This is a genomic window from Pseudomonas sp. 11/12A (genome assembly GCF_000800055.1).
GTDB classification, from domain to species: Bacteria; Pseudomonadota; Gammaproteobacteria; order Pseudomonadales; family Pseudomonadaceae; genus Aquipseudomonas; species Aquipseudomonas mohnii.
Genome location: NZ_JUGV01000001.1, coordinates 451912 through 473237 on the forward strand (window position 1 = coordinate 451912; position 21326 = coordinate 473237).

19 protein-coding genes, 4 tRNA genes and 1 pseudogene are annotated in these 21326 nt (G+C 59.4%); 17 read left to right on the plus strand and 7 right to left on the minus strand.

The features are described from left to right. The first annotated feature begins 147 nt into the window (after positions 1-147). The 4 genes and pseudogenes from GQ39_RS02130 to GQ39_RS33670 all read left to right on the plus strand — a co-directional run bounded on the left by GQ39_RS02130 (position 148) and on the right by GQ39_RS33670 (position 4637). Positions 148-909, plus strand: a complete 762-nt coding sequence (locus GQ39_RS02130; protein ID WP_047526912.1) for an SDR family oxidoreductase — start codon at positions 148-150, stop codon at positions 907-909. A 269-nt stretch (positions 910-1178) separates the two neighbouring features. Beyond that, positions 1179-2564, plus strand: a complete 1386-nt coding sequence (locus tag GQ39_RS02135) for an aminotransferase-like domain-containing protein (RefSeq protein WP_047526914.1) — start codon at positions 1179-1181, stop codon at positions 2562-2564. 147 nt (positions 2565-2711) lie between these two features. Next, positions 2712-3776, plus strand: a pseudogene (locus tag GQ39_RS33665) (HAMP domain-containing protein); the annotation flags it as partial. Beyond that, positions 3774-4637 carry a methyl-accepting chemotaxis protein gene (locus tag GQ39_RS33670; RefSeq protein WP_442961742.1) on the plus strand — a complete coding sequence of 288 codons (864 nt, stop codon included), beginning with the start codon at positions 3774-3776 and terminating at the stop codon, positions 4635-4637. The pseudogene GQ39_RS33665 and the gene GQ39_RS33670, both read left to right, overlap by 3 nt. Positions 4638-4909: 272 nt before the next feature. On the opposite strand, the gene GQ39_RS02145 is transcribed toward GQ39_RS33670, so the two are convergent. Then, the gene (locus GQ39_RS02145; protein ID WP_047526918.1) at positions 4910-5668 is read right to left on the minus strand and encodes a hypothetical protein; all 759 of its coding nucleotides are present in this window, start codon (positions 5666-5668) and stop codon (positions 4910-4912) included. A gap of 386 nt (positions 5669-6054) precedes the next feature. Here GQ39_RS02145 and GQ39_RS02150 point away from each other — a divergent pair. The 4 genes from GQ39_RS02150 to GQ39_RS02165 all read left to right on the plus strand — a co-directional run bounded on the left by GQ39_RS02150 (position 6055) and on the right by GQ39_RS02165 (position 6467). After that, positions 6055-6130, plus strand: a tRNA-Glu gene (locus GQ39_RS02150). A gap of 2 nt (positions 6131-6132) precedes the next feature. Then, positions 6133-6208: transfer RNA gene (locus tag GQ39_RS02155), tRNA-Gly, on the plus strand. 104 nt (positions 6209-6312) lie between these two features. Next, positions 6313-6388, plus strand: a tRNA-Glu gene (locus GQ39_RS02160). 3 nt (positions 6389-6391) lie between these two features. After that, positions 6392-6467, plus strand: a tRNA-Gly gene (locus tag GQ39_RS02165). Between the two features lie 115 nt (positions 6468-6582). Here GQ39_RS02165 and GQ39_RS02170 read toward each other — a convergent pair. The 3 genes from GQ39_RS02170 to GQ39_RS02180 are packed head-to-tail and all read right to left on the minus strand — an operon-like array spanning position 6583 to position 8677. Further along, positions 6583-7221 carry a LysE family translocator gene (locus GQ39_RS02170; RefSeq protein ID WP_047526920.1) on the minus strand — a complete coding sequence of 213 codons (639 nt, stop codon included), beginning with the start codon at positions 7219-7221 and terminating at the stop codon, positions 6583-6585. Between the two features lies 1 nt (position 7222). Then, the gene (locus GQ39_RS02175; protein WP_047526924.1) at positions 7223-7993 is read right to left on the minus strand and encodes a 2OG-Fe(II) oxygenase; all 771 of its coding nucleotides are present in this window, start codon (positions 7991-7993) and stop codon (positions 7223-7225) included. A gap of 57 nt (positions 7994-8050) precedes the next feature. Further along, entirely contained in the window at positions 8051-8677 is a 627-nt protein-coding gene (locus tag GQ39_RS02180) for a serine-tRNA(Ala) deacylase AlaX (protein ID WP_047526926.1), read from the minus strand. Between the two features lie 91 nt (positions 8678-8768). Between GQ39_RS02180 and GQ39_RS02185 the strand changes: the two genes are divergently transcribed. Next, entirely contained in the window at positions 8769-9767 is a 999-nt protein-coding gene (locus GQ39_RS02185; protein ID WP_047526929.1) for a LysR family transcriptional regulator, read from the plus strand. 57 nt (positions 9768-9824) lie between these two features. Here GQ39_RS02185 and GQ39_RS02190 read toward each other — a convergent pair whose 3' ends face one another. After that, the gene (locus GQ39_RS02190) at positions 9825-10232 is read right to left on the minus strand and encodes a PA2817 family protein (RefSeq protein WP_047526931.1); all 408 of its coding nucleotides are present in this window, start codon (positions 10230-10232) and stop codon (positions 9825-9827) included. 84 nt (positions 10233-10316) lie between these two features. Continuing rightward, entirely contained in the window at positions 10317-12764 is a 2448-nt protein-coding gene (locus tag GQ39_RS02195; protein WP_047526932.1) for an acyl-CoA dehydrogenase, read from the minus strand. 249 nt (positions 12765-13013) lie between these two features. Here GQ39_RS02195 and GQ39_RS02200 point away from each other — a divergent pair, with 249 nt between their 5' ends. The 4 genes from GQ39_RS02200 to GQ39_RS02215 all read left to right on the plus strand — a co-directional run bounded on the left by GQ39_RS02200 (position 13014) and on the right by GQ39_RS02215 (position 16182). After that, complete coding sequence (locus tag GQ39_RS02200; RefSeq protein WP_047526934.1) at positions 13014-13673, plus strand: transglutaminase-like domain-containing protein; 660 nt, start codon at positions 13014-13016, stop codon at positions 13671-13673. Positions 13674-13716: 43 nt separating this feature from the next. Then, on the plus strand, positions 13717-14340 hold the full coding sequence (locus GQ39_RS02205; RefSeq protein WP_047526936.1) for a glutathione S-transferase family protein: 624 nt from the start codon (positions 13717-13719) through the stop codon (positions 14338-14340). 133 nt (positions 14341-14473) lie between these two features. Beyond that, positions 14474-15406, plus strand: a complete 933-nt coding sequence (locus tag GQ39_RS02210) for an ABC transporter ATP-binding protein (protein ID WP_047526937.1) — start codon at positions 14474-14476, stop codon at positions 15404-15406. Next, positions 15403-16182: an ABC transporter permease gene (locus GQ39_RS02215; RefSeq protein WP_047526939.1), complete on the plus strand. Its 780-nt coding sequence runs from the start codon at positions 15403-15405 to the stop codon at positions 16180-16182. Before GQ39_RS02210 ends, GQ39_RS02215 begins: the two co-directional genes overlap by 4 nt. Before the next feature lie 76 nt (positions 16183-16258). Here GQ39_RS02215 and GQ39_RS02220 read toward each other — a convergent pair whose 3' ends face one another. Next, positions 16259-16774: a DUF2062 domain-containing protein gene (locus GQ39_RS02220; RefSeq protein WP_047526941.1), complete on the minus strand. Its 516-nt coding sequence runs from the start codon at positions 16772-16774 to the stop codon at positions 16259-16261. A gap of 136 nt (positions 16775-16910) precedes the next feature. Between GQ39_RS02220 and GQ39_RS02225 the strand changes: the two genes are divergently transcribed. The 4 genes from GQ39_RS02225 to lpxK all read left to right on the plus strand — a co-directional run bounded on the left by GQ39_RS02225 (position 16911) and on the right by lpxK (position 21314). After that, positions 16911-19145: a DNA internalization-related competence protein ComEC/Rec2 gene (locus tag GQ39_RS02225; RefSeq protein WP_047526943.1), complete on the plus strand. Its 2235-nt coding sequence runs from the start codon at positions 16911-16913 to the stop codon at positions 19143-19145. 98 nt (positions 19146-19243) lie between these two features. Continuing rightward, the gene (locus GQ39_RS02230; RefSeq protein WP_047526945.1) at positions 19244-19879 is read left to right on the plus strand and encodes a MotA/TolQ/ExbB proton channel family protein; all 636 of its coding nucleotides are present in this window, start codon (positions 19244-19246) and stop codon (positions 19877-19879) included. Continuing rightward, complete coding sequence (locus GQ39_RS02235) at positions 19876-20304, plus strand: ExbD/TolR family protein (RefSeq protein ID WP_047526947.1); 429 nt, start codon at positions 19876-19878, stop codon at positions 20302-20304. Before GQ39_RS02230 ends, GQ39_RS02235 begins: the two co-directional genes overlap by 4 nt. After that, positions 20304-21314, plus strand: coding sequence for a tetraacyldisaccharide 4'-kinase (gene lpxK / locus GQ39_RS02240; RefSeq protein ID WP_047526949.1), 1011 nt, complete (start codon positions 20304-20306; stop codon positions 21312-21314). The genes GQ39_RS02235 and lpxK overlap by 1 nt, the downstream gene beginning before the upstream one ends. Positions 21315-21326 lie beyond the last annotated feature (12 nt).

The window sequence follows — 21326 nt, forward strand, 5'->3', positions numbered from 1 at the left end:
GTGCAGTGATAGTTGGTACGGCAGTTCCATCACTGCAACTCATGGTCTGGCAACCGGCCTCTTGATAGTGCTGCCGTGCCCGGGGCCGCTATGGCTAGACTGGGCAAACACGATCTCCCGCACATCTCTCTCTTCGAGGACATAACAATGAGCATGACCTTTTCCGGCAAGGTCGCCGTCGTCACGGGCGCGGCCAATGGTATCGGCCGCGCGACCGCCCAGGCATTCGCCGCCGAAGGCTTGAAGGTGGTGGTGGCCGATATGGACACGGCGGGGGGCGAGGGCACCGTGGCGCTCATTCGTACGGCGGGCGGCGAAGCGACGTTCGTGCGCTGCAACGTCACCGTGGAAAGCGATGTGAAAAACCTGATGGATGAGGTCGTGAATACCTACGGCCGTCTCGACTATGCCTTCAACAATGCCGGTATCGAGATCGAGAAGGGCAAACTGGCAGAAGGCACGATCGACGAGTTCGACGCGATCATGGGCGTCAATGTCAAAGGCGTCTGGCTGTGCATGAAATACCAGTTGCCGTTGCTGCTGGCCCAGGGGGGCGGTGCGATCGTCAACACTGCCTCGGTGGCGGGCCTCGGGGCGGCGCCTAAGATGAGCATCTACGCGGCATCGAAACACGCGGTGATCGGCCTGACCAAATCGGCGGCCATTGAATACGCCAAGAAAAAGATCCGGGTCAACGCGGTGTGCCCGGCGGTGATCGACACCGACATGTTCCGTCGCGCTTATGAGGCCGATCCAAAGAAAGGCGAGTTCGCCAATGCCATGCACCCGGTCGGTCGCATTGGCAAGGTCGAGGAAATCGCCAGTGCGGTGTTGTACCTGTGCAGCGACGGCGCGGCGTTCACCACCGGGCACTCGTTGGCCGTGGATGGCGGCGTCACGGCTTTTTAAGGCCGGATTTTTTTCAACACACCACTCCGAACCGGTGGAAGCGAGCCTGCTCGCGACCAGGAAGTGTCAGTCGACATTTGTGCTGCCTGGCGCATCCTGATTGCGAGCGAGTTTGCCCACCGGTTTTTCATTGGCCTCAGGTTCCGCCAAAGGCCGGGCGATATGTTTCAAATCGTTAGAACCGAGGATTTTGGCGGCGTTGTCGCACATTCCATCGCGCGCTCCTGTGATTAACTGCTCCTGCAAAACGAACAGGAGTTTGCTTGCTCATGGAGTTGAGAATCGATCGACAGGCTTTGGTGCCGATTGTGCAGCAAATTGTCGATGCGCTGACCTGTTGGCTGCGTTGTAACGGTGTGCCGCCGGGTATACGTTTGCCTTCGGTGCGGCAAATCGCGCGAATCAATCTGCTCAGTCAATCAAGTGTCATGGAGGCCTGTGAACGTCTGGTGGCGCAAGGTGTACTGGTATCGCGTCATGGCAGCGTTTTTTTCGTCGCCGCTGCGCAGTCGGCCGGTCAGGGGCAGCAGGACACATCGCGGTTCGAAGGGACACAAATCAATCAAGGCTCGTTATTGAGCGCGTTGAAACTGGGTTGCGGTGGACTGCCCGAAAGCTGGCGCGAGACGGACGACCTGAGTTACGCAATCCGCGAGGTCAGTCGTACCGACATGGCCGGGTTGTTCAACTACAGCACGCCGCTGGGCTTGCCATTCCTGCGCCAACAGATCCTCAAGCGCCTGAACAAACTGGATATCAAGGTGGACGACAGTCGAATCCTGACCACCGCGGGTGCCAGTCAGGGCTTGGACCTGATCGTGCGAACCTTCTTCAAGCCGGGCGATTGTGCAGTGGTGGAAAGTCCCGGTTATCCCTTGCTGTTCGATTTGCTCAGGCTGCACGGGGTGAACTTGCTCGAAATGCCGCGAACCCCCTGTGGTCCGGACGCCACAGTGCTGGAGACGCTGTTGCTCAAGCATCAGCCGCGTGGAGTGTTCATCAATAGTTTCTGCCACAACCCGACGGGCAGCAGCCTGGCGCCAAAAGTGGCGCTGCAAGTGCTGCAGTTGGCGAACAAGCATGGCGTGCTGGTCATCGAGGATGATGTCTATGCGGACCTGCACTGTGGCCCCGGTGTTCGGCTGGCTGCGCTGGATGACGGTGTGATCTACGTCGGCAGTTACTCCAAGACCCTCAGCAGTTCTCTGCGGGTCGGCTTTGTGGTGGCGGGTGCCGAGGCGATTGCGCGACTGGCGCAGGTCAAGATGATCAGCAGCATGGGAGCGTCGCTGTTTGGTGAATCGGTGCTGGCCTGTCTGTTGGCCAACGGCGCATACCGTAAATTGGTGCAACGCCAGCGCCAGCGCTTGAATGGTGTCGGGCTGGCGGCGTTACAGTTGCTCGAAGACGCTGACTGGGAGGTGTTCGGCAAGCCCGTCGGTGGCCTGTTCATCTGGGCGCGATCACGGATGTCCGACTACGCTCATGTGCGGACCCAGGCGCAGCGCTTTGGTGTCTTGCTCTCATCGAAGACGGCCTTCAGCCCCAGCGGTGCGGCCAATGACTGGCAACGCATCAATGTGGCCTTTGCCTGTGATCCGCAAGCCCGCGCTTTTTTTCAGTCCACCGCTCCGGATCGACCTCAAGCGTTCTGAAAACGACGTGGGCGTAGCTTTTTGCCATTATTCCGACGCCAGAGACTTGTGTTGCTACAGGCCCGTTGCGAATCTGCGTCTATTGATTCTGGCAGGGGACTAAGTGCAATGATTTCGGCCGTGCAAGGACGTTTTGCCAACCTCGGGATGGCAAAAAAACTGGGTATCGGGTTTGTGCTGGTGCTGTTGTTGACCGCCCTGGTTGCGGGTATCGGCGTCTGGTCCCTGCAAACCATTAGTCATCGTTTCGACGGGCTCAAGCAAATGTCATTGCTCAACAGCGGTTTGTTGAAGGTGCGACTGCTGGAGCAGGAATACGCCTTGCGCGGTAATCCGAAAACCGCCGATGCCTTGCACGAAGGGGTCGATGGGCTGATCGCCCTGGCCACCCAGCTCAAGGCGCAGTCGGCGGCCAATGTGCCGGTCATGACGGACGTCGAGCAGTCCCTGGGGGCTTACCGCAAGGCTTTCGACGAGTTCGTTTCGCTCAGTCAGGCCAAGGACCTGGCGCTGGAAATGGCCAGTTGGTCGGTGTCCAGCGTGGCCAACAATCTTGATGTGCTGCAGTCCGGTCTCGCCGATGACGGCGCCTATACCTTGAAGGACTCCGAAGGCAAGGACGGTGCGCAGTTCATCGAACAAGCCAATCAAGTCAGCCAGGTGTCGCGCTTGATGCTGCAAGCCATGAATGAAGCCCGTGTGCGTCTGGACCAGAGCCGCAAGGGTGACGACAGCGCGGGGCAGGGCAAGATCGAACAGGCCAGTCAAGCACTGACCCAGGCCGAGCAGCTTAAAACCACGGTCAAGGATGACGGCTACCGTACCGTGCTCAATGAAGTGACCGGTCACATCGCCAGTTTCAGTGACAAGCTCGCTGAGTACACCGGACTGCTGGAGCAGGAAAAGACCGTCTACCAGCAGCTGCATCAACGGGCTGACCAAGTGGTGGAGCGAGTGGACCAGGCCTATGCGGCCGAAGATCGGTCCATGCAGACCGAACTGAAAAAGAACTCGCTGCTGATCATCGGTTCCTCGGCACTGGCGTTGCTGGTCGGGCTGGTGGCGGCCTGGGTGATTACCCGCTTGATCGTGGGCCCGCTGCGCAGTGTGATTCGTGTGGCGCAGCAGATCGCCTCGGGGGATTTGAGCGCCACGGTCGAGGTGACTCGCCGCGACGAGATCGGTCAATTGATGCAGGCCATGCAGCAGATGGGGGCAGGGCTGAGCCATATCGTCAGCGGCTTGCAGGCCGGGATCGAGCAACTGGCAACGTCAGCGCAATCACTGTCCGCCGTGACTGAGCAGACCAACCTCGAAGTCAGCAGCCAAAAGGAAGAAACCGAGCAGGTCGCCACGGCCATGAATCAGATGACCGCTACCGTGCACGACGTCGCACGCAACGCGGAGGAGGCTGCGCAAGCCGCGCAAACGGCGGACGGCAAGGTTGAAAGTGGGCAACAGGTGGTGCGCCAGAGCATGGCGCGGATCGAGCAATTGGCGGACTCGGCCACCTCGGCCAGTTCCAGCATCGAAAGCCTGAGTGCGGAAATCCAGAACATCGGCACTGTGCTCAGTGTCATCAAGAGTGTGGCCGAGCAGACCAACCTGCTGGCGCTCAACGCTGCCATCGAGGCGGCGCGAGCCGGGGAGCAGGGCAGGGGGTTTGCGGTGGTGGCCGATGAAGTGCGGGCGCTGGCCAAGCGCACCCAACAATCGACCGAAGAGATAGAACGGCTGGTCAGCGCTTTACGCACGGCAGCACAGGCATCGGTGCAACAGATTCAGAGCAGTGGCGAGCTGGTGAAGCTGGCGGTGAGCGATGCGCTGCAGACCGAGAGTGCGCTCGGCAGCATTGCCACGGCGGTGTCCTTGATTCAGCAGATGAACCAGCAGATCGCCGCCGCTGCCGAGGAGCAGAGTTCCGTGGCCGAGGAGATCAACCGCAGTGTCACGAGTATTCGTGCCAGTGCGGATCAGTCTTCGTTGGCGATGCAGGGGAATGCGGCGTCCAGTATCGAGCTGGCGCAGCTGGGGGTTGAGCTGAAGGGGATGGTGGGGCATTTCAGGCTCTGAGGGTGGCCTGACCAACTCCCAGCGGTCACGTCTGCGCGGGGTTGCGCTGTACTGTTTGGCGGGTATACGCGTTTTCCTGTAGGCGCTGGCTTGTCGGGTCGCCGCATCGCCGCGATGGTCGTTAACGATTACGCGTATGAACAGGTTAAGCGCGGCGCACTTGATGTCATCGCTGGCAAGCCAGCTCCGGTATTGCGTCCTGCATGTTCCCCAAGATTGCGAACCAAAAAAAAGCCACCTGTCACGGTGGCTTTTTTGCGATTGCTCGGTGATCAGTCGTAAATCACTTTTTTCTTCCAGTCCGCATCCGCCTCGACGTCTTTGAGGCCTTCGGTCAATTGGTTCACTTCGCCTTCTACCGGCGCGATGCGGTCCATGACCTGGTCGTTGGCGCGGGCCAGGAGTTTTTCCAGGTATTCCAGTTGTTCGGCATAGACCTGTGGTTCCTGCTGTTTGCGCAGGTATTGCACGCCGCGTTCGAATGCCAGGCGCGCTTGGCCAGGCTGGTTCTGTTGCAGGGAGTGCTGACCGAGGTTGTTGAAGAATTCAATGTGCAGCAACACCAGAATGTGGCGCACCTCGCGGATCCAGCGCTTGGCCTCAGTGGGCGGCAGGAAGCCATCCTGCGTCGCGCGGGTGATCTGGCCGTGCAGGGCTTCGAGCAGGAAACGCACGTCCTTGGCCTTGGCTTCGGTCAGGATCGGTGCCGGCGGGTTGTTGACGGGTATCCCTTCGCCCAAGGCCATCAGTACCTCCAGCTCGGCAATCCGTACCTTGAGATTGGAACTGGTTTTTTCCAGATTCAGCAGGCGCTGGCAGACGTTCATTTCCAGGCGAGTCAACAGCAGCTTGAGCGCCGGTGTCATAAACTGGCCGGGGAAGGTCTCGGTGATCTCGCCGCAACGACGCAGGCGATCATTGAGTTCAATCTTGGTACGGGCCCTTTCCACCTTGTTGTTTTCCACCACATGGTTGATGTAGCCAATGGCGATCAATAGTGCGATCCCTGCTACTACGAACAGGGTGATCATGAGTGGTGTCACCGGTAAGACCTCTTAATAGGGTTCGCGTCCGAGTTTAGTGGCTTGGCATTTAAGCGCCTAGGGCCGCTCGACGAGTTGGATCGGCGTGGCTCAACCTGTATCGGTCTGACCCTGCTTATATGAATACTGGCACCTCCTGAGCAAATTGCCATCATTCATGCCGTTGACTATAACGTCTTGGCGAGTGTCAGAATATAGGCGCCAAACACCGGGCGGCGGAAAATCCGGATTGGTGCCGAAAAGCAGGGCGAAGTCATTGATTTAAATAAATTTATATCAGGGGGTTGACGACCTTCCAATCCATCCATAGAATGCGCGCCACTTGCAGCGTAAAGCACACAGCGAAACGAAGCAGGGAGTGAATGTTGTAGCGTGTCCCCTTCGTCTAGTGGCCTAGGACACCGCCCTTTCACGGCGGTAACAGGGGTTCGAGTCCCCTAGGGGACGCCAATGCGGGAATAGCTCAGTTGGTAGAGCACGACCTTGCCAAGGTCGGGGTCGCGAGTTCGAGTCTCGTTTCCCGCTCCAATTTTAAACAGCGTTGCTTTCGGGCAGGGCTGAGTGAAACCAGAACCAAGTCTTCGGATGCGGGTCTGGGCACCGAAACACACACCATGTGTTCCGGGTAGCGTGTCCCCTTCGTCTAGTGGCCTAGGACACCGCCCTTTCACGGCGGTAACAGGGGTTCGAGTCCCCTAGGGGACGCCATTTGCGGGAATAGCTCAGTTGGTAGAGCACGACCTTGCCAAGGTCGGGGTCGCGAGTTCGAGTCTCGTTTCCCGCTCCATATTTAACGAAAACGCCGCTCATTGAGCGGCGTTTTTGTGTGTGCGTGATTTATCTGCGAGATAGAAAAAAGGCCCGCCAGTCTGACTGAGCGGGCCTTTTGCGTGGTCGGGATTTTACATCGACAGAATCAGCCTGCCGGCAAACAGGATCAGGACCACCCCCATGGTGCGTTCAAACCAGTGTCCCATGCGCATGAACAACAATCGCACCCGTGCACTGGAAAAGAACAGTGCAACGATGACAAACCACAATGCGTTTACGAAACACATCCAGACTCCGTACAGCGCCTGAATCTTCAGTGGGGTCGTGGCGCTGATGAGGGTGGTAAAAATCGCCAGGAAAAACAGAGTGGCTTTGGGGTTTGAGGCGTTGGTCAGAAAACCGGTGGTGAAGGCTTTCAGCATCGTTTGCTCGACGAACGGTTCGTTGGCGTCGTTACTGCCCTCCGCCACGGTTTTCGGTTTGCTGCGCAACAGGCTGACACCGAGGTAGAGAATGTAGGCGCCGCCCACGACCTTGGCCACCGTCAACAGCCAGGGAGTGGTGTGCATCAGCGCGCCGACGCCCAACAAGGTGTACAGCACGTGTACTGAAATTCCCGCGCCGATCCCCAGTGCTGTGCAAATCCCGATCATCCGGCCGAAACGCACACTCTGGCGAATCGTCACGGCGAAGTCAGGGCCGGGAGCGACCACCGCCAGAAAGTGGATCATCGCCAGCGCCAGAAACTCGCTCAGGTAGTTCGAATACATTTCAACTCCAAAAGGTCAGGGGGGAAGCATTGCCGCGGTAGCCGACAAAGAATGAAAGGCTCAAACGCGGATCCGCCACGCCCGGTGTTACTGAATGCATGCGTCGTGAGTTGAACATGATGAAATCCCCAGGCTCGGGGCGAATTTCCAGGGTTGGCGTGCCCAGAAGAGCAGGGTCGATGCCATAGCTGTCGCCGCGCATTTCGTCGAACCGTTCCGGGGAAACATCGTGGTTCCATATCTGCAGCGCGCCACCCGCAGTGGGCATGCTCAGGTAAATATTGCAGGCGAACTGCGCTGCCAGGCTTCTGGCCTGAAAGCTGTCGGGGGCGTCCTTGGCGAAAATGTCGTGGTGGGCCAGAAAGCACACGTCTGGTTTCACCACCCGCGACAGGCCAACGTACATCTTGCGGCCGTAGAGGCTTTCCAGGTGTGCGCCGGCCGGCCATGATTCATCGAGCATGCAACGCAGCGTGTCGACCGGGCAGGCATAGGGCGCGCAACGGTTGCGTAACTCTGCGATGTTGCGGGTGGCCCGCTCAAAGTAATCCTCGATCAACTGCGGCCGGTTTTCCGCTTCATAGAACGCCATGCCGATGCGTCCGATGCTCGGTGCGTTGATATAGCCTTCAAAGCCTGGTGCGAGAATCTTTTCACCGATCTGGATGGCCAGCGGCCGGGGTATCCAGCCTTTGACGCGGATGGCGAGGACTTCTTCGTTGGCCAGTTTTTTTATGCACGCCTCATCGAGACGCTCGACGTCAAGCATCATGTCTTAGGTCCATCTATCAGAGAATCAACGAGGCCTGCGAATACAGGCGCCCCGGCGTCAGTCCACGTGGTAGTGAACCGACAGAATCCCTTTCTTCTGTGAAAGGGATGCGATTGTGACTGTGCCCAGATCCTTCAGGCTGCGTACGTGGGTGCCGCCGCAGCCATAGGCGGGCAGTTCACCGAAACCGATCTCCCGGGCGCCTTCGCGTAGCGATGTCAGGCGCGGCAGATCGCGGGCGATCCATTGTTCGATGCCGTGCTGAACCGTGGGGGCATCAACGTCTTTTGCCGACTCTGCGGGTTTGAACTGCACACGTCCTTCGCCTGGCCAATGATGGGCCTTGGTCGGCATCCAGCCCATGGCCTGAACAAAGTGGCCGATCAGGTGGCCGGCGGTATGCATTCGCGTATTGAACTGACGACGTTGCTCGTCCACCTGGATCGGAGCCATGCCAGGTGTAATCGGTTGGTCGACAAAGTGAATGATCCGGTCGGGATCCTGAACCACGCGCAGTACCTGGCTTTCGCCTATCCATCCGGTGTCGCAGGGCTGCCCGCCACCCTGAGGGTGAAACAGCGTTGCGCGCAGCACCACGGCGAATTCGTTCTCGTGGGGCGTGCATTCCAGGACTTCCACATTGGCCTTGAGGTCATCCCTATGGAAAAAAAGGCGAAGCGTCATATTCAATGCTCGTATAAATGTTTCCACTTTTTATTATATGAAGCCTCGAATTGCGTGATAATCCGTTCAAATATCAAAGGACTGTTGCGTTTTGAGCATAAATCTTCCGCTGCCGTTGCTCGGTGAAATGGCGATTTTCGTCAAGGTCGTCGAGACCGGCAGCTTCTCCGAGGCGGCCCGGCAATTGGGCACTTCACCTTCGGCGGTGAGCCGTAGCATTTCGCGCCTGGAGAAGGCGCTGGCCACTCGCTTGCTACAACGCACCACGCGCAAATTGCGTTTGAGTGACGGTGGCGAAGAGGTGTTCAAGCGTTGCCGGGAGATGGTCAATGCCGCTCGTTCAGTGATGGAAATCAGTGGTCAGTTTACGGATGAGCCTGAGGGCGTGGTGCGTCTCAGTGTGCCGAAAGCGGTGGGCCGTATCGTGATTCACCCGCATATACCGGAGTTTCTGCGCCGCTATCCCAAAGTGGATGTTGAGTTGTTGCTTGAGGATCGTCAGGTGGATTTGATCGACGATCACGTCGACCTGGCGATTCGCATCACCGATCGGCCCCCTGCGGGTCTGGTGGGGCGGCAGTTACTGACGATTGACCATTTGCTTTGCGCGACGCCGCAGTATCTGGCTGAACACGGAACGCCAACTCATCCCCATGATTTGCTCAACCACAGCTGCATCTACCTGGGTGAAACCCCGAGCGATGCGCGCTGGAAGTTCAAGAAAGGCAGCAAATCAGTCACCGTGGGTGTGCGCGGGCGATACGCCGCCAACCACACGGGTGTCCGTTTTGGCGCCGTTTTGCAGCACATCGGTATTGGCAGCCTGCCGTACTTTACGGCGCGCCGTGCCTTGGAGAAGGGCTTGATGGTGCAAGTGTTGCCAGACTGGACCTTCCTGGCGTCCTACCACGGCGGCGCCTGGTTGCTGCATTCGCCCACTCGCTACCTGCCTCCCAAGCTACGGGTGTTGATCGATTACCTGGTGGAGTGCATGGAGAAAGAGCCGACGTTGGGCAAACCCGGTAAGCCGGGCAAGCTGACTACGGCGGTTTCGGAGTATGAATTGCCTGAGAGTGACGGCTTGTTTTAACGCATTAAAAAGGCCCGCATGGTTGAACAGGCGGGCCTTTGTATGGCTGATCGCGGATCAGTGCTTGCTGTCTTCATTCGACAACGCCAGCAGCTGTTTTTCCTGGTTCCAGTCGAAAGGTTCGTCGTTCTGTTCGGCTTCGAAACGACGTTCTTCCAGGGCCTGGTACAGGTCGATTTCATCGTCGGGCATGTAATGCAGGCAATCGCCGGCGAAGTACCACAGCAAGTCGCGCGGGACCAGGTGGGCGATTTGCGGGTAGCGCGTGATCACCTGACAGAGAATGTCCTGGCCCAGGTATTGGCTTTCGATCGGGTCGACCGGCAGCAACGCACGCAATTCGTCGAAGCGCTCCAGGAACAAGGCATGGCTTTCTTCGGGAACCTGGTCGGCCTCACCTACGGCGACCAGGATGCTGCGCAAGTGGTCGAGCAAAACGAGATGATCGGCAACGATGTTGGACACGAGATAAGTCCTCAAGAGCAAAACGGGCGCGGGAGTATAAAGCCCCTGCGCCCTTTTTTCACTGGGTAGAGAGGGGTTGCGGGATCAGCGGACCTTCCCTGCGGCCAGCGCCAGCTCGTCCTTGTCGAAATCATCGACATCAATCACCTTGCGTCGCGCCGCTTCGGCTTCACGCAGGGTGTGAGCCTCCACGGGTTGCAACACGCCAGCCTCGAGTGCCGTATCGATGATGTGTTCCCCGGCGACCGGTTTGACCTGGCCGCTCTTGAGCGCCGTGTGCAGTTTCTTTTGAAGAGGTTGCGCCGCGCTCAACAGATCGCTGGCGTGCTGCAATGCGCCGACCGGGTCGTCGGCCGATTGCGGGCGGTAGCAACCCAGGAGCAACTCTTCCAGGGTCGGATCGCCTTTGGCACGGCCGATCACCGCTGCCACTTCGGCACCGAGTTTGTCCGATGGCCCTTTGTGACGGCGGCCGAACGGGAACACGATTACCCGCAGCAGGCAGCCCAGCACCTTGTTCGGGAAGTTATTCAGCAATTCATCCATGGCCCGTTCGGCCTGCCCCAGGCTTTCCTCCATGGCCCAGGTCAACAGCGGCGTCATGTGTTCCGGTGAGTCGAGGTCGCTGTAACGCTTGAGCGCGGCACTGGCCAGGTACAGGTTGCTGAGCACGTCACCCAGTCGTGCCGAGAGGCGTTCGCGTCGTTTCAGTTCACCGCCCAGCAACATCATGCTGAGGTCGGCCAGCAGCGCGAACGCAGCGGCCTGTCGGTTGAGCGCGCGGAAATAACCCTGGCTGAGCTTGTCGCCGGGCATGTGTTCCAGATGCCCGAAACCGAGGTTCAACACCAGGGTGCTGGCTGCGTTGCTCACGGCAAAACCGATGTGCTTGAGCAGCAGGCCGTCGAATTCGATCAGTGCCTGATCCTTGTCTTCGCGGCTGGCGAGCGCCATTTCCTTGAGGACGAACGGATGGCAGCGAATCGCGCCCTGGCCGAAGATCATCAGGTTGCGCGACAGAATGTTCGCCCCTTCCACGGTGATGCAGATCGGCGCGCCATTCCAGATCCGACCGAGATAATTCCTTGGCCCCATGATGATTGCCTTGCCGCCATGAACATCCATGGCGTGGGTGATGCACTCGCGACCGCGTTCGGTGAGGTGATATTTGAGAATGGCCGACAGCACGGACGGTTTTTCGCCCAAATCCACCGCATTGGTCGTCAGCATTCGCGCCGCGTCCATCATCCAGGCGTTGCCGGCGATGCGCCCCATGGCTTCCTGGATACCTTCGAAGGCGGCAATCGGAACGTTGAACTGCTCGCGAATCCGCGCGTATTGGCCGGTCACAAGACTGGTGAACTTGGCCATGCCGGTACCGACCGCTGGCAGGGAGATCGAGCGCCCGACCGACAGGCAATTCATCAGCATCATCCAGCCCTTGCCGAGCATTTCCTGGCCACCGATGAGGTATTCCAGCGGCACGAATACATCCTTGCCTGAGTTCGGGCCATTCATGAACGCCGCGCCGAGCGGCAGGTGACGGCGGCCGATTTCCACACCGGCGGTATCCGTCGGTATCAGCGCCAGGCTGATGCCCAGGTCTTCCTTGTCACCCAATAAATGGTCGGGGTCGTAGGCCTTGAACGCCAGGCCGAGCAGGGTGGCCACCGGGCCCAGTGTGATATAGCGCTTTTCCCAATTCAGGCGCAGGCCGAGGGTTTCCTTGCCTTCCCATTCGCCTTTGCAGATCACCCCGGTATCGGGCATGCCGCCCGCGTCGGAGCCGGCCAGGGGACCGGTCAGGGCAAAACAGGGGATTTCTTCGCCGCGCGCCAGGCGTGGCAAGTAATGATTGCGTTGTTCGTCGGTGCCGTAATGCAGCAACAGTTCGGCCGGGCCGAGGGAGTTGGGGACCATCACGGTGGAAGCGAGGTCGCCGCTGTGGGAGGCCAGTTTCATCGCCACTTGGGAGTGGGCATGGGCCGAGAATCCCTTGCCGCCAAATTCCTTGGGAATGATCAGGGCGAAGAAGCCGTTTTCCTTGATGAAGGCCCAGGCTTCGGCCGGCAGATCCAGGGTCTGACCGAGCTCCCAATCACTGACCATCGCGCAGAGTTCATTGGTCGGGCCGTCAATAAAGGCCTGTTCTTCTTCGCTCAACTGCGCTTTGGGATAGGCCAGCAGTTTGTTCCAGTCCGGGCGGCCGCTGAACAATTCGCCATCCCACCACACCGTCCCGGCCTCGATGGCTTCGCGCTCGGTTTGAGACATGGGCGGCAGGGTTTTCTGGAACCATTTGAACAGGGGCGCACTGAAGGATTTGCGACGCAGTTCGGGCAGCAACAAGGGGGCCGCCACGACCGCGAGCAACACCCAGAAAATCAGCAACAGCCAGCCTGGTGCACGGCTCAAAGCGCCCATTGCCACCAGATAGACGGCCACGATGCCCAGTGCAGGCAGCGGCGAAATGCGACGGTGGGCCAGATAAGCTATCCCGACAATCAGAACCAGTATCCACAACAGCAGCATATTTAATCCTCCGTGAAACCAGGGCGAGCCAACCCTCAGAGCTTAGACGGCATCCGCAAAACAGGGGGGGCACAGCGTTGTGATTGAAAACGTGGGGAAACCATGGATGATTTTGTAGGCCTGATGAACGACAGGTCGTGAAAAATCGTTCATTGAACGAGCGACATAGCGTCCATGTTTGGCCGAAACGTCGTTATCTTTGTGCTTGATCGCTCGCTAGACTCGGGGCTTCCCCTGGAGATTGCCCTCATGCACGAGTATCTGAGTCCCGGCCGCTTCATCGATAGTGACCATCCCTCGGTGGTGGAGTTCGCCGAAAAGCATCGTGGCAACACTCGCGACCCACTCGAGCAGGCGATCAACCTCTATTACGCCGTCCGTGAAGCCGTGCGTTACAACCCTTACACGTTTAGCCGTAACCCCCAGACCTTGCGCGGCAGTCATGCACTGTCCACCGGTGAGAGTTATTGCGTGCCCAAAGCCACGCTGTTGGCCGGGTGTGCGCGGCACTGCGGGATTCCTGCGCGGATCGGCCTAGCGGACGTACGCAATCATTTATCGACGCCGCGTCTGCTCGAATTGCTCAAGAGCGACGTGTTTGCCATGCATGGCTATACCGAGCTTTACCTGAACGGTCGCTGGGTCAAAGCCACCCCGGCCTTCAACCAGGGTCTGTGTGAGCTGTTCAATGTCGCGCCGCTGGAATTCGACGGAATCAACGACAGTGTTTTCCACCCATTCAATCGCGATGGCGAGAAATTGATGGAGTATCTGATTGACCACGGTCAGTTCGCCGACGTGCCCGAAACGTTTTTCTTCGCCCACCTTGAAAAGTGTTATCCGCACTTGTTCGACGAGCAACTTCCAGCGTTGCTGGGGGACATGCAGAGCGATTTGAGTCGCGCCTGATCCGGCGTATGCTGCCTGCGCATTCATCCATTGAGAGGCGGTCATGCTGAAGATCTGGGGTCGGAAAAATTCATCGAATGTCAGAAAGCCGTTGTGGGCCGCCGAAGAGCTGGGCCTGGCCTATGAAGCCATCGATGCCGGCGGTGCCTTTGGTGTCGTTGACACCCCTGAGTACCGCGCGATGAACCCCAACGGCCGCGTCCCGGTGATTGAAGATGATGGCTTCGTGTTGTGGGAATCCAATGCCATCGTCCGTTACCTGATGGCCCGTCACGCCGCGGGCAGCGCCTGGTATCCGGCCGACCTGCAAGCCCGCGCAACGGCCGACAAGTGGATGGACTGGGCCACTTCCAGTTTTGCCGGACCGTTCCGCACGGTGTTCTGGGGCGTCTTGCGCACCCCGGCAGACCAGCAGGACTGGTCCGCCATCAAGGCGGCAATCAAGGAGTGCGAAGCACTGCTGACGATGGCCGATCAGGCACTGGCAACACGGCCTTACCTGTCCGGCGATGAGATCGGCATGGGCGACATTCCCTTGGGCAGTTTCATTTATGCCTGGTTCGAAATGCCGATCGAGCGTGCGCCCATGCCTCATCTGGAGGCCTGGTACGCACGGCTGAAACAGCGTCCGGCTTATCAACGGGCGGTGATGACCGCGTTGACTTAATACTCACTATCGACACACTTGACTGTACTTGTGTGGCGGCGACAAGCACCATTGTGCCGGTGCGTCGTGGTTGAGTTGTCCGCCGCCCGCCCCTATTTATTCCTCTCTTCCCTTCTTGGTGCGTAAATCCGATATGAGTTCCGCTCTGTCCATCCGGCAGCTAACCAAAACCTACGGCAACGGTTTCCAGGCCTTGAGTGGTATCGATCTGGATGTCGCTGAAGGTGACTTTTTCGCCTTGCTCGGCCCCAATGGCGCCGGCAAATCCACGACCATCGGCATTCTCTCCACCCTGGTGAACAAGACCAGCGGCACGGTGAATATCTTCGGTCACGACCTGGACAAGGATCCGGCGGGGCTCAAGCGCTCCATCGGCGTGGTACCCCAGGAGTTCAACTTCAACCAGTTTGAAAAGACCTTCGACATCGTCGTGACCCAGGCCGGTTACTACGGCATTCCAGCGAAAATCGCCAAGGAACGCGCCGAGCAGTATCTGACCCAGCTCGGTCTGTGGGACAAGCGCGATGTGCCGTCGCGTTCACTGTCCGGCGGCATGAAGCGCCGACTGATGATTGCCCGTGCGCTGGTCCACGAGCCACGCCTGTTGATCCTCGACGAACCGACCGCCGGCGTGGACATCGAACTGCGTCGCTCGATGTGGACCTTTCTCACCGAGCTGAACAAAAAGGGCATCACCATCATCCTCACCACGCACTATCTGGAAGAGGCTGAGCAGTTGTGCCGCAACATCGGCATCATCGACCACGGCACCATCGTCGAAAACACCAGCATGAAGCAGTTGCTCGGCCAATTGCACGTCGAAACCTTCCTGCTGGACTTGAAGAACAGTCTGAGCGTGCCACCGCAGCTGATCGGCTATCCGTCACGGTTGCTCGACGACCACACCCTGGAGGTCCAGGTCGACAAGAGCATGGGTATCACTGCGTTGTTCACTCAACTCGCACAGCTGAACATCGAAGTGCTGAGCCTGCGTAACAAAACCAATCGCCTCGAGGAGTTGTTCGTGTCCCTGGTGGAGAAAAATCTGTCGAAGGTGGCGGTATGAGTTCCGAGCTGCAGCCCAACCTCGTTGCCCTGAACACCATCGTTTACCGTGAGGTCCGGCGTTTTACCCGGATCTGGCCGCAGACCCTGCTGCCGCCGGCGATCACCATGGTTCTGTACTTCGTGATCTTCGGTAACCTGATCGGCCGGCAGATCGGCGACATGGGTGGTTTTACCTACATGGAGTACATCGTGCCGGGGCTGATCATGATGTCGGTGATCACCAACTCCTACGGCAACGTGGTGTCGAGTTTCTTCGGCAGCAAGTTTCAGCGTTCCATTGAAGAACTGATGGTGTCGCCGGTCTCGCCCCACACCATTCTGATTGGCTTTACCCTGGGCGGTGTACTGCGCGGGCTGATGGTTGGCGTCATCGTGACGCTGCTGTCGCTGTTCTTCACTGATTTGCAGGTGCATCACCTGGGTGTGACCGTTCTGGTGGTGGTGCTGACGGCGACGATCTTCTCGCTGCTGGGCTTCATCAACGCGGTGTTTGCGCGCAACTTCGATGACATATCGATCATTCCGACCTTCGTGCTGACGCCGCTGACCTATCTGGGCGGGGTGTTCTACTCGATCTCGTTGCTGCCGCCGTTCTGGCAGACCGTGTCCCTGGCCAACCCGGTGCTGCACATGGTCAATGCGTTCCGCTACGGCATCCTCGGCGTGTCGGATATCCGCATCAGCATTGCGATTACCTTCATGCTGGTGGCGACCGTCGTGCTGTACATCGGTTGCGCGCGATTGCTGGTCAGCGGCCGCGGGATGCGCACCTGAGTGGCGCCAAGCCAATAAGCTGTCGATCCAGATGCGATAAAAAAACGGCCTCCACTCGGGAGGCCGTTTTGCTTTCTCACATTCGACTTTTCTTGCGCCGTTTCCATTGCCGCGCCACCCACCAGCGCCAATACATCATCACCAGGCAATAGGCGAGCGCCCCGAGGGTCAGTCCCGTCACCACCGATCCCAGCAAAAACGGCTGCCACAAGGTCGATAACTCGCCGCTGATCCACTCCCAGGTCAACGCATCCGGCAGCTGGCGGGGAGGAACGTCCAACAACCAGGCGCCGGCCTGGTAAGTGCAGTAGAACACCGCTGGCATGGTGATCGGGTTGGTCAGCCAGACCAGGCTGACGGCAATCGGCATATTGCCGCGCACGATGATCGCGAGTATGGCGGCCACCAGCATCTGCAACGGGATCGGCAGGAACGCGGCGAACAGGCCAACCGCCATCGCCCGGGCTACGGAGTGGCGATTGAGGTGCCAGAGGTTAGGGTCATGCAGCAGAGTGCCGAGAAAGCGTAAGGATTTGTGTTCCCTGATGCTGGTCGGGTCTGGCATGTAGCGTTTGAATAAGCGCCGGGGCATAAGGCTTCTCGGTCGGTTAAGGCGGCAAGTATGTCTGGATTCTATGAGGCGCCCATTCAGAGTTTGTGACAATTAATAACGACGGCGGTGCGACGGGCCGGCTATGCCTAGGGGCTGGACTCTTTAGGACGAGCTTATGCGCACAGGGATGGTTGCGTTGGCGCTGGGTCTGCTGGCGTTGCGTTTTTTACCGGCATTGCCGCCGGTCTGGTTATGCACGTTGTTGCCGGTTATCGGTTTGATGCTGTTGCCGTTCAGGACTTATCCAGTGGCGTTTTTCCTGTTCGGTTTGAGTTGGGCCTGCCTGCAGGCCCAATGGGCGCTAGATGATCGATTGCCATCGCGCCTCGATGGCGAAACGCGCTGGGTCGAAGGGCGGGTGGTGGGGTTGCCGCAGCATACCGAGGCAGTGGTGCGTTTCGAATTGGCCGGCGCGCGGTCGCGCCACGGCACCGTGCCGCCACTCATGCGTCTGGCCTGGTATGGCGGACCGCCAGTGAAGAGCGGCGAGCGCTGGCGAGTGGCGGTCAAGCTGAAACGTCCCGCCGGGCTGCTGAATCCACATGCCTTTGATTACGACGCCTGGCTGTTGGCGCAACGAATCGGTGCGACCGGGACGGTCAAGGACGGCGAGCTATTGAGCGAGGCACGTTGGGCTTGGCGCGACGCCATCCGGCAGCGGTTGCAGGCCGTGGATGCCCAGGGCCGGACGGGCGTTCTGACGGCGTTGGTGCTGGGGGATGGTAGCGGACTCAGCCGTCAGGACTGGCAGGTGTTGCAAGACACCGGCACTGTGCATCTCTTGGTGATTTCCGGGCAGCACATCGGTCTGCTGGCGGGGGTGGTGTATCTGTTGATTGCCGGACTCGCCCGCTATGGCCTGTGGCCGAACCGTCTGCCGTGGTTGCCCTGGGCCTGTGGTCTGGCATTCGCAGCAGCCCTCGGATACGGGTTGTTGGCCGGGTTCGAGGTGCCGGTGCGGCGTGCCTGTTTGATGATCGGTCTGGTGTTGTTATGGCGCCTGCGTTTTCGTCATCTCGGTGCTTGGTGGCCGCTGTTGCTTGCGCTCAATGGCGTGTTATTGCTGGATCCGCTGGCAAGTTTGCAACCGGGATTCTGGTTGTCCTTTGCGGCGGTCGCGGTGTTGATTTTCACTTTCAGCGGTCGTTTGGGGCCGTGGCGATGGTGGCAAACCTGGACGCGCGCGCAATGGCTGATCGCCATCGGCCTGGGCCCGCTTTTACTGGTGTTGGGGTTGCCGATCAGTCTCAGTGGACCGCTGGTCAACTTGCTGGCCGTGCCGTGGATCAGCCTGCTGGTGTTGCCACCTGCTTTGCTCGGGACGCTGTTATTGCCGGTGCCGTATGTGGGTGAGGGCCTGTTATGGCTCGCCGGCGGCTTGATCGATTGGTTGTTCAGGGGCCTGGCGTGGATGGCTGGCCTGGTTCCGGCATGGGTGCCCGCGGCGATCCCGCTGTGGGTCTGGGGGCTGGGTGCCTTGGGAGCCTTTCTCTTGTTGCTGCCGCGAGGCGTACCGTTACGCCCGCTGGGCTGGCCGCTGCTGCTGTTGCTGATTTTTCCGCCGCGTTCAGAAATACCGGAAGGCGTTGCCGACATCTGGCAACTGGACGTCGGCCAAGGTCTGGCGATCCTGGTGCGCACTCGCCACCACACGCTGCTGTATGACACGGGTCCCCGATTCGGTGATAACGATCTTGGCGAGCGCGTGGTCTTGCCAACGTTACGCAAGCTGGGCGTGGACGGTATTGATCTGATGCTGATAAGCCACGCCCATGCCGATCATGCCGGCGGGGCGCGGGCGGTCGCCCAGGGGCTACCGGTGAAGCACGTACTCGGTGGTGAACCCGCAGACTTGCCGAATGAATGGCAAGCGGCGGGCTGCGAGAGCGGTCGGCGATGGACCTGGGACGGCGTGAACTTTGAACTGTGGCAATGGGCGCACGCCCGTGAAAGCAATCCCAAATCCTGCGTGCTGCAGATTGAAGCCAGCGGTGAGCGAATGCTGCTGACCGGCGACATCGACATGGCCGCCGAGCGAGCGTTGCTCGAGAGTCCGTTGGCCATACCCACCGACTGGCTGCAATCGCCGCACCATGGCAGCCGCAGTTCGTCTTCCATGGCGCTGCTCGACCGGTTGCGGCCCAAAGCGGTGCTGATCTCACGTGGCCAGGGCAATTCGTTCGGCCATCCACACCCGACCGTCCTGGCACGCTATCAAAAGTACGGCATGGCGATCTACGACAGTGCGGATCAAGGTGCCATTCATCTCCAGCTCGGGCGTTTCGAGGCGCCGCGCTCAATGCGTCTGGAACGGCGCTTCTGGCGCGATCCACCACCCCTGGCCAAATAACCGGGCGTCATGAATGCCCGACCGAATGCGACATCACGGTCTTCGGTGCGTCGACCCCCTATGTTAGAGTGGCGCACTTTTTCGAGGGGACTGTCACTGTGTGGGAATTGGTTAAATCCGGCGGTTGGATGATGATACCGATCATCCTGAGTTCCATCGCGGCAATGGCGATTGTCGCTGAGCGCCTTTGGACCCTGCGTGCCAGTCGCGTCACCCCGGAGCACTTGCTCGGGCAGGTCTGGGTCTGGATCAAGGACAAGCAGCTCAATAAGGAAAAACTCAAGGAACTGCGCGCCAATTCGCCGTTGGGCGAGATCCTGGCGGCAGGTCTGGCGAACTCCAAGCATGGCCGCGAGATCATGAAAGAGTGCATTGAAGAAGCCGCCGCCCGGGTTGTCCACGAGCTGGAACGCTACATCAACGCCCTCGGTACCATTGCCGCCATGGCGCCGCTGCTGGGCCTGCTGGGTACTGTGCTGGGCATGATCGATATCTTCAGTTCGTTCATGGGCACGGGCATGGCGACCAACCCAGGGGTGTTGGCCGGCGGTATTTCCAAGGCATTGATCACTACGGCGTCGGGGCTGATCGTAGGTATCCCATCGGTGTTCTTCCATCGTTTCCTGCAACGGCGTATCGATGAGCTCGTCGTGGGCATGGAGCAGGAAGCGATCAAACTGGTCGAGGTGGTGCAGGGCGACCGTGATGTGGATCTGGCCGGGAGCAAAGCGTGAAATTCCGCCGCAAACCACGGGAAACGGTGGACATCAACCTCGTGTCGCTGATCGACGTGGTGTTTGTCCTGCTGCTGTTTTTCGTGGTGACCACGACCTTTACCCGTGAAACCCAATTGCGCGTCGACCTGCCGGAAGCGGTCAGCGGCTCGCCGGCTGAAGACCAGACCCGGCAGCTGGACATCGCCATCAGTGCCGAAGGCGTGTTTTCGGTGAATAACCAGGTCTTGCCGAAAAGCGACCTGGCGACCCTGATGGAAGCGTTGCAGAAAGAGTCAGGCGGCGATACCAGCCGGCCGCTGTCCATCAGCGCCGACGGCAAAACCCAGCATCAGGCGGTGATCACCGCCATGGACGCCGCCGGCAAGCTTGGTTTCAGTCACTTGCGCATGACCACCATCGAGGCGGCGCCGCCCGCACCCTGATGGCCATGTCCGATCGCCTGCTTGCCGCCTGGTATCGGGGTCATCCGGCCCTGAAACTTCTGCAGCCGCTGGAGTGGTTGTATCGACGCGTGGTCAACAACAAGCGCAAGCGCTTTCTGGCGGGCGAAGGTGATATCTATCAGCCACCCGTGCCGTTGATCGTGGTCGGCAACATCACCGTGGGCGGCACCGGCAAGACACCGCTGATTTTGTGGATGATCCAGCATTGCCAGCGCAGTGGTTTGCGGGTGGGTGTGGTCAGTCGTGGTTACGGCGCCAGGCCGGCGCACTGGCCATGGCGGGTCGAGGCGGATCAAGCCGCAGACATTGCAGGTGACGAGCCATTGTTGATCGTCCAGCGCACCGGTGTGCCGTTGATGATCGACCCCAATCGCAGCAATGCCGTCAAATCCTTGCTGGCGAGCGAGCCGCTGGATCTGATTTTGTCCGATGACGGCATGCAGCATTACCGGCTGGCTCGGGATCTGGAGCTGGTGCTTATCGACGCTGACCGTGGCCTGGGCAACCAGCGTTGCCTGCCGGCCGGGCCGCTGCGAGAACCGGTCGAGCGCCTGCAAAGCGTCGATGCGGTGCTCTATAACGGCGCCATGGCTGATCCAGACGGGGGGTTCGCTTTCCGGTTGCAACCCACCGCGCTGGTCAATCTGCAAAGCGGTGAGCGTCGTCCCCTCGATCACTTTCCAAAAGGCCAGGCGCTGCACGCGGTGGCCGGGATCGGCAATCCGCAGCGTTTCTTCAAGACCCTCGAAACGCTACACTGGCAACCCGTGCCGCATGCCTTCGCCGACCATGCCGAATATAGCGTGCAGGCCTTGAATTTCACTCCGTCATTGCCATTGGTAATGACCGAAAAGGACGCGGTGAAGTGCCGTGCCTTCGCCGCTGCCGATTGGTGGTACCTGGCGGTCGATGCTGTGCCGTCGCCGGCCTTCGTGGCCTGGTTCGATACGCAGTTGATGCGCCTGTTGCCGGCTCGACTTTTGCCTTAAACCGTTTTATCC

Coding starts and splice junctions, on each gene's coding strand:
- GQ39_RS02225 (WP_047526943.1), top strand. CDS start 16,911: ATGCGCACAGGGATGGTTGCGTTGGCGCTGGGTCTGCTGGCGTTGCGT.
- GQ39_RS02145 (WP_047526918.1), bottom strand. CDS start 5,668: ATGATCACCCTGTTCGTAGTAGCAGGGATCGCACTATTGATCGCCATT.
- GQ39_RS02175 (WP_047526924.1), bottom strand. CDS start 7,993: ATGATGCTTGACGTCGAGCGTCTCGATGAGGCGTGCATAAAAAAACTG.
- GQ39_RS02135 (WP_047526914.1), top strand. CDS start 1,179: ATGGAGTTGAGAATCGATCGACAGGCTTTGGTGCCGATTGTGCAGCAA.
- GQ39_RS02205 (WP_047526936.1), top strand. CDS start 13,717: ATGCTGAAGATCTGGGGTCGGAAAAATTCATCGAATGTCAGAAAGCCG.
- GQ39_RS02170 (WP_047526920.1), bottom strand. CDS start 7,221: ATGTATTCGAACTACCTGAGCGAGTTTCTGGCGCTGGCGATGATCCAC.
- GQ39_RS02220 (WP_047526941.1), bottom strand. CDS start 16,774: ATGCCCCGGCGCTTATTCAAACGCTACATGCCAGACCCGACCAGCATC.
- GQ39_RS02180 (WP_047526926.1), bottom strand. CDS start 8,677: ATGACGCTTCGCCTTTTTTTCCATAGGGATGACCTCAAGGCCAATGTG.
- GQ39_RS02200 (WP_047526934.1), top strand. CDS start 13,014: ATGCACGAGTATCTGAGTCCCGGCCGCTTCATCGATAGTGACCATCCC.
- GQ39_RS02215 (WP_047526939.1), top strand. CDS start 15,403: ATGAGTTCCGAGCTGCAGCCCAACCTCGTTGCCCTGAACACCATCGTT.
- GQ39_RS02210 (WP_047526937.1), top strand. CDS start 14,474: ATGAGTTCCGCTCTGTCCATCCGGCAGCTAACCAAAACCTACGGCAAC.
- GQ39_RS33670 (WP_442961742.1), top strand. CDS start 3,774: ATGGGGGCAGGGCTGAGCCATATCGTCAGCGGCTTGCAGGCCGGGATC.
- GQ39_RS02130 (WP_047526912.1), top strand. CDS start 148: ATGAGCATGACCTTTTCCGGCAAGGTCGCCGTCGTCACGGGCGCGGCC.
- lpxK (WP_047526949.1), top strand. CDS start 20,304: ATGGCCATGTCCGATCGCCTGCTTGCCGCCTGGTATCGGGGTCATCCG.
- GQ39_RS02195 (WP_047526932.1), bottom strand. CDS start 12,764: ATGCTGCTGTTGTGGATACTGGTTCTGATTGTCGGGATAGCTTATCTG.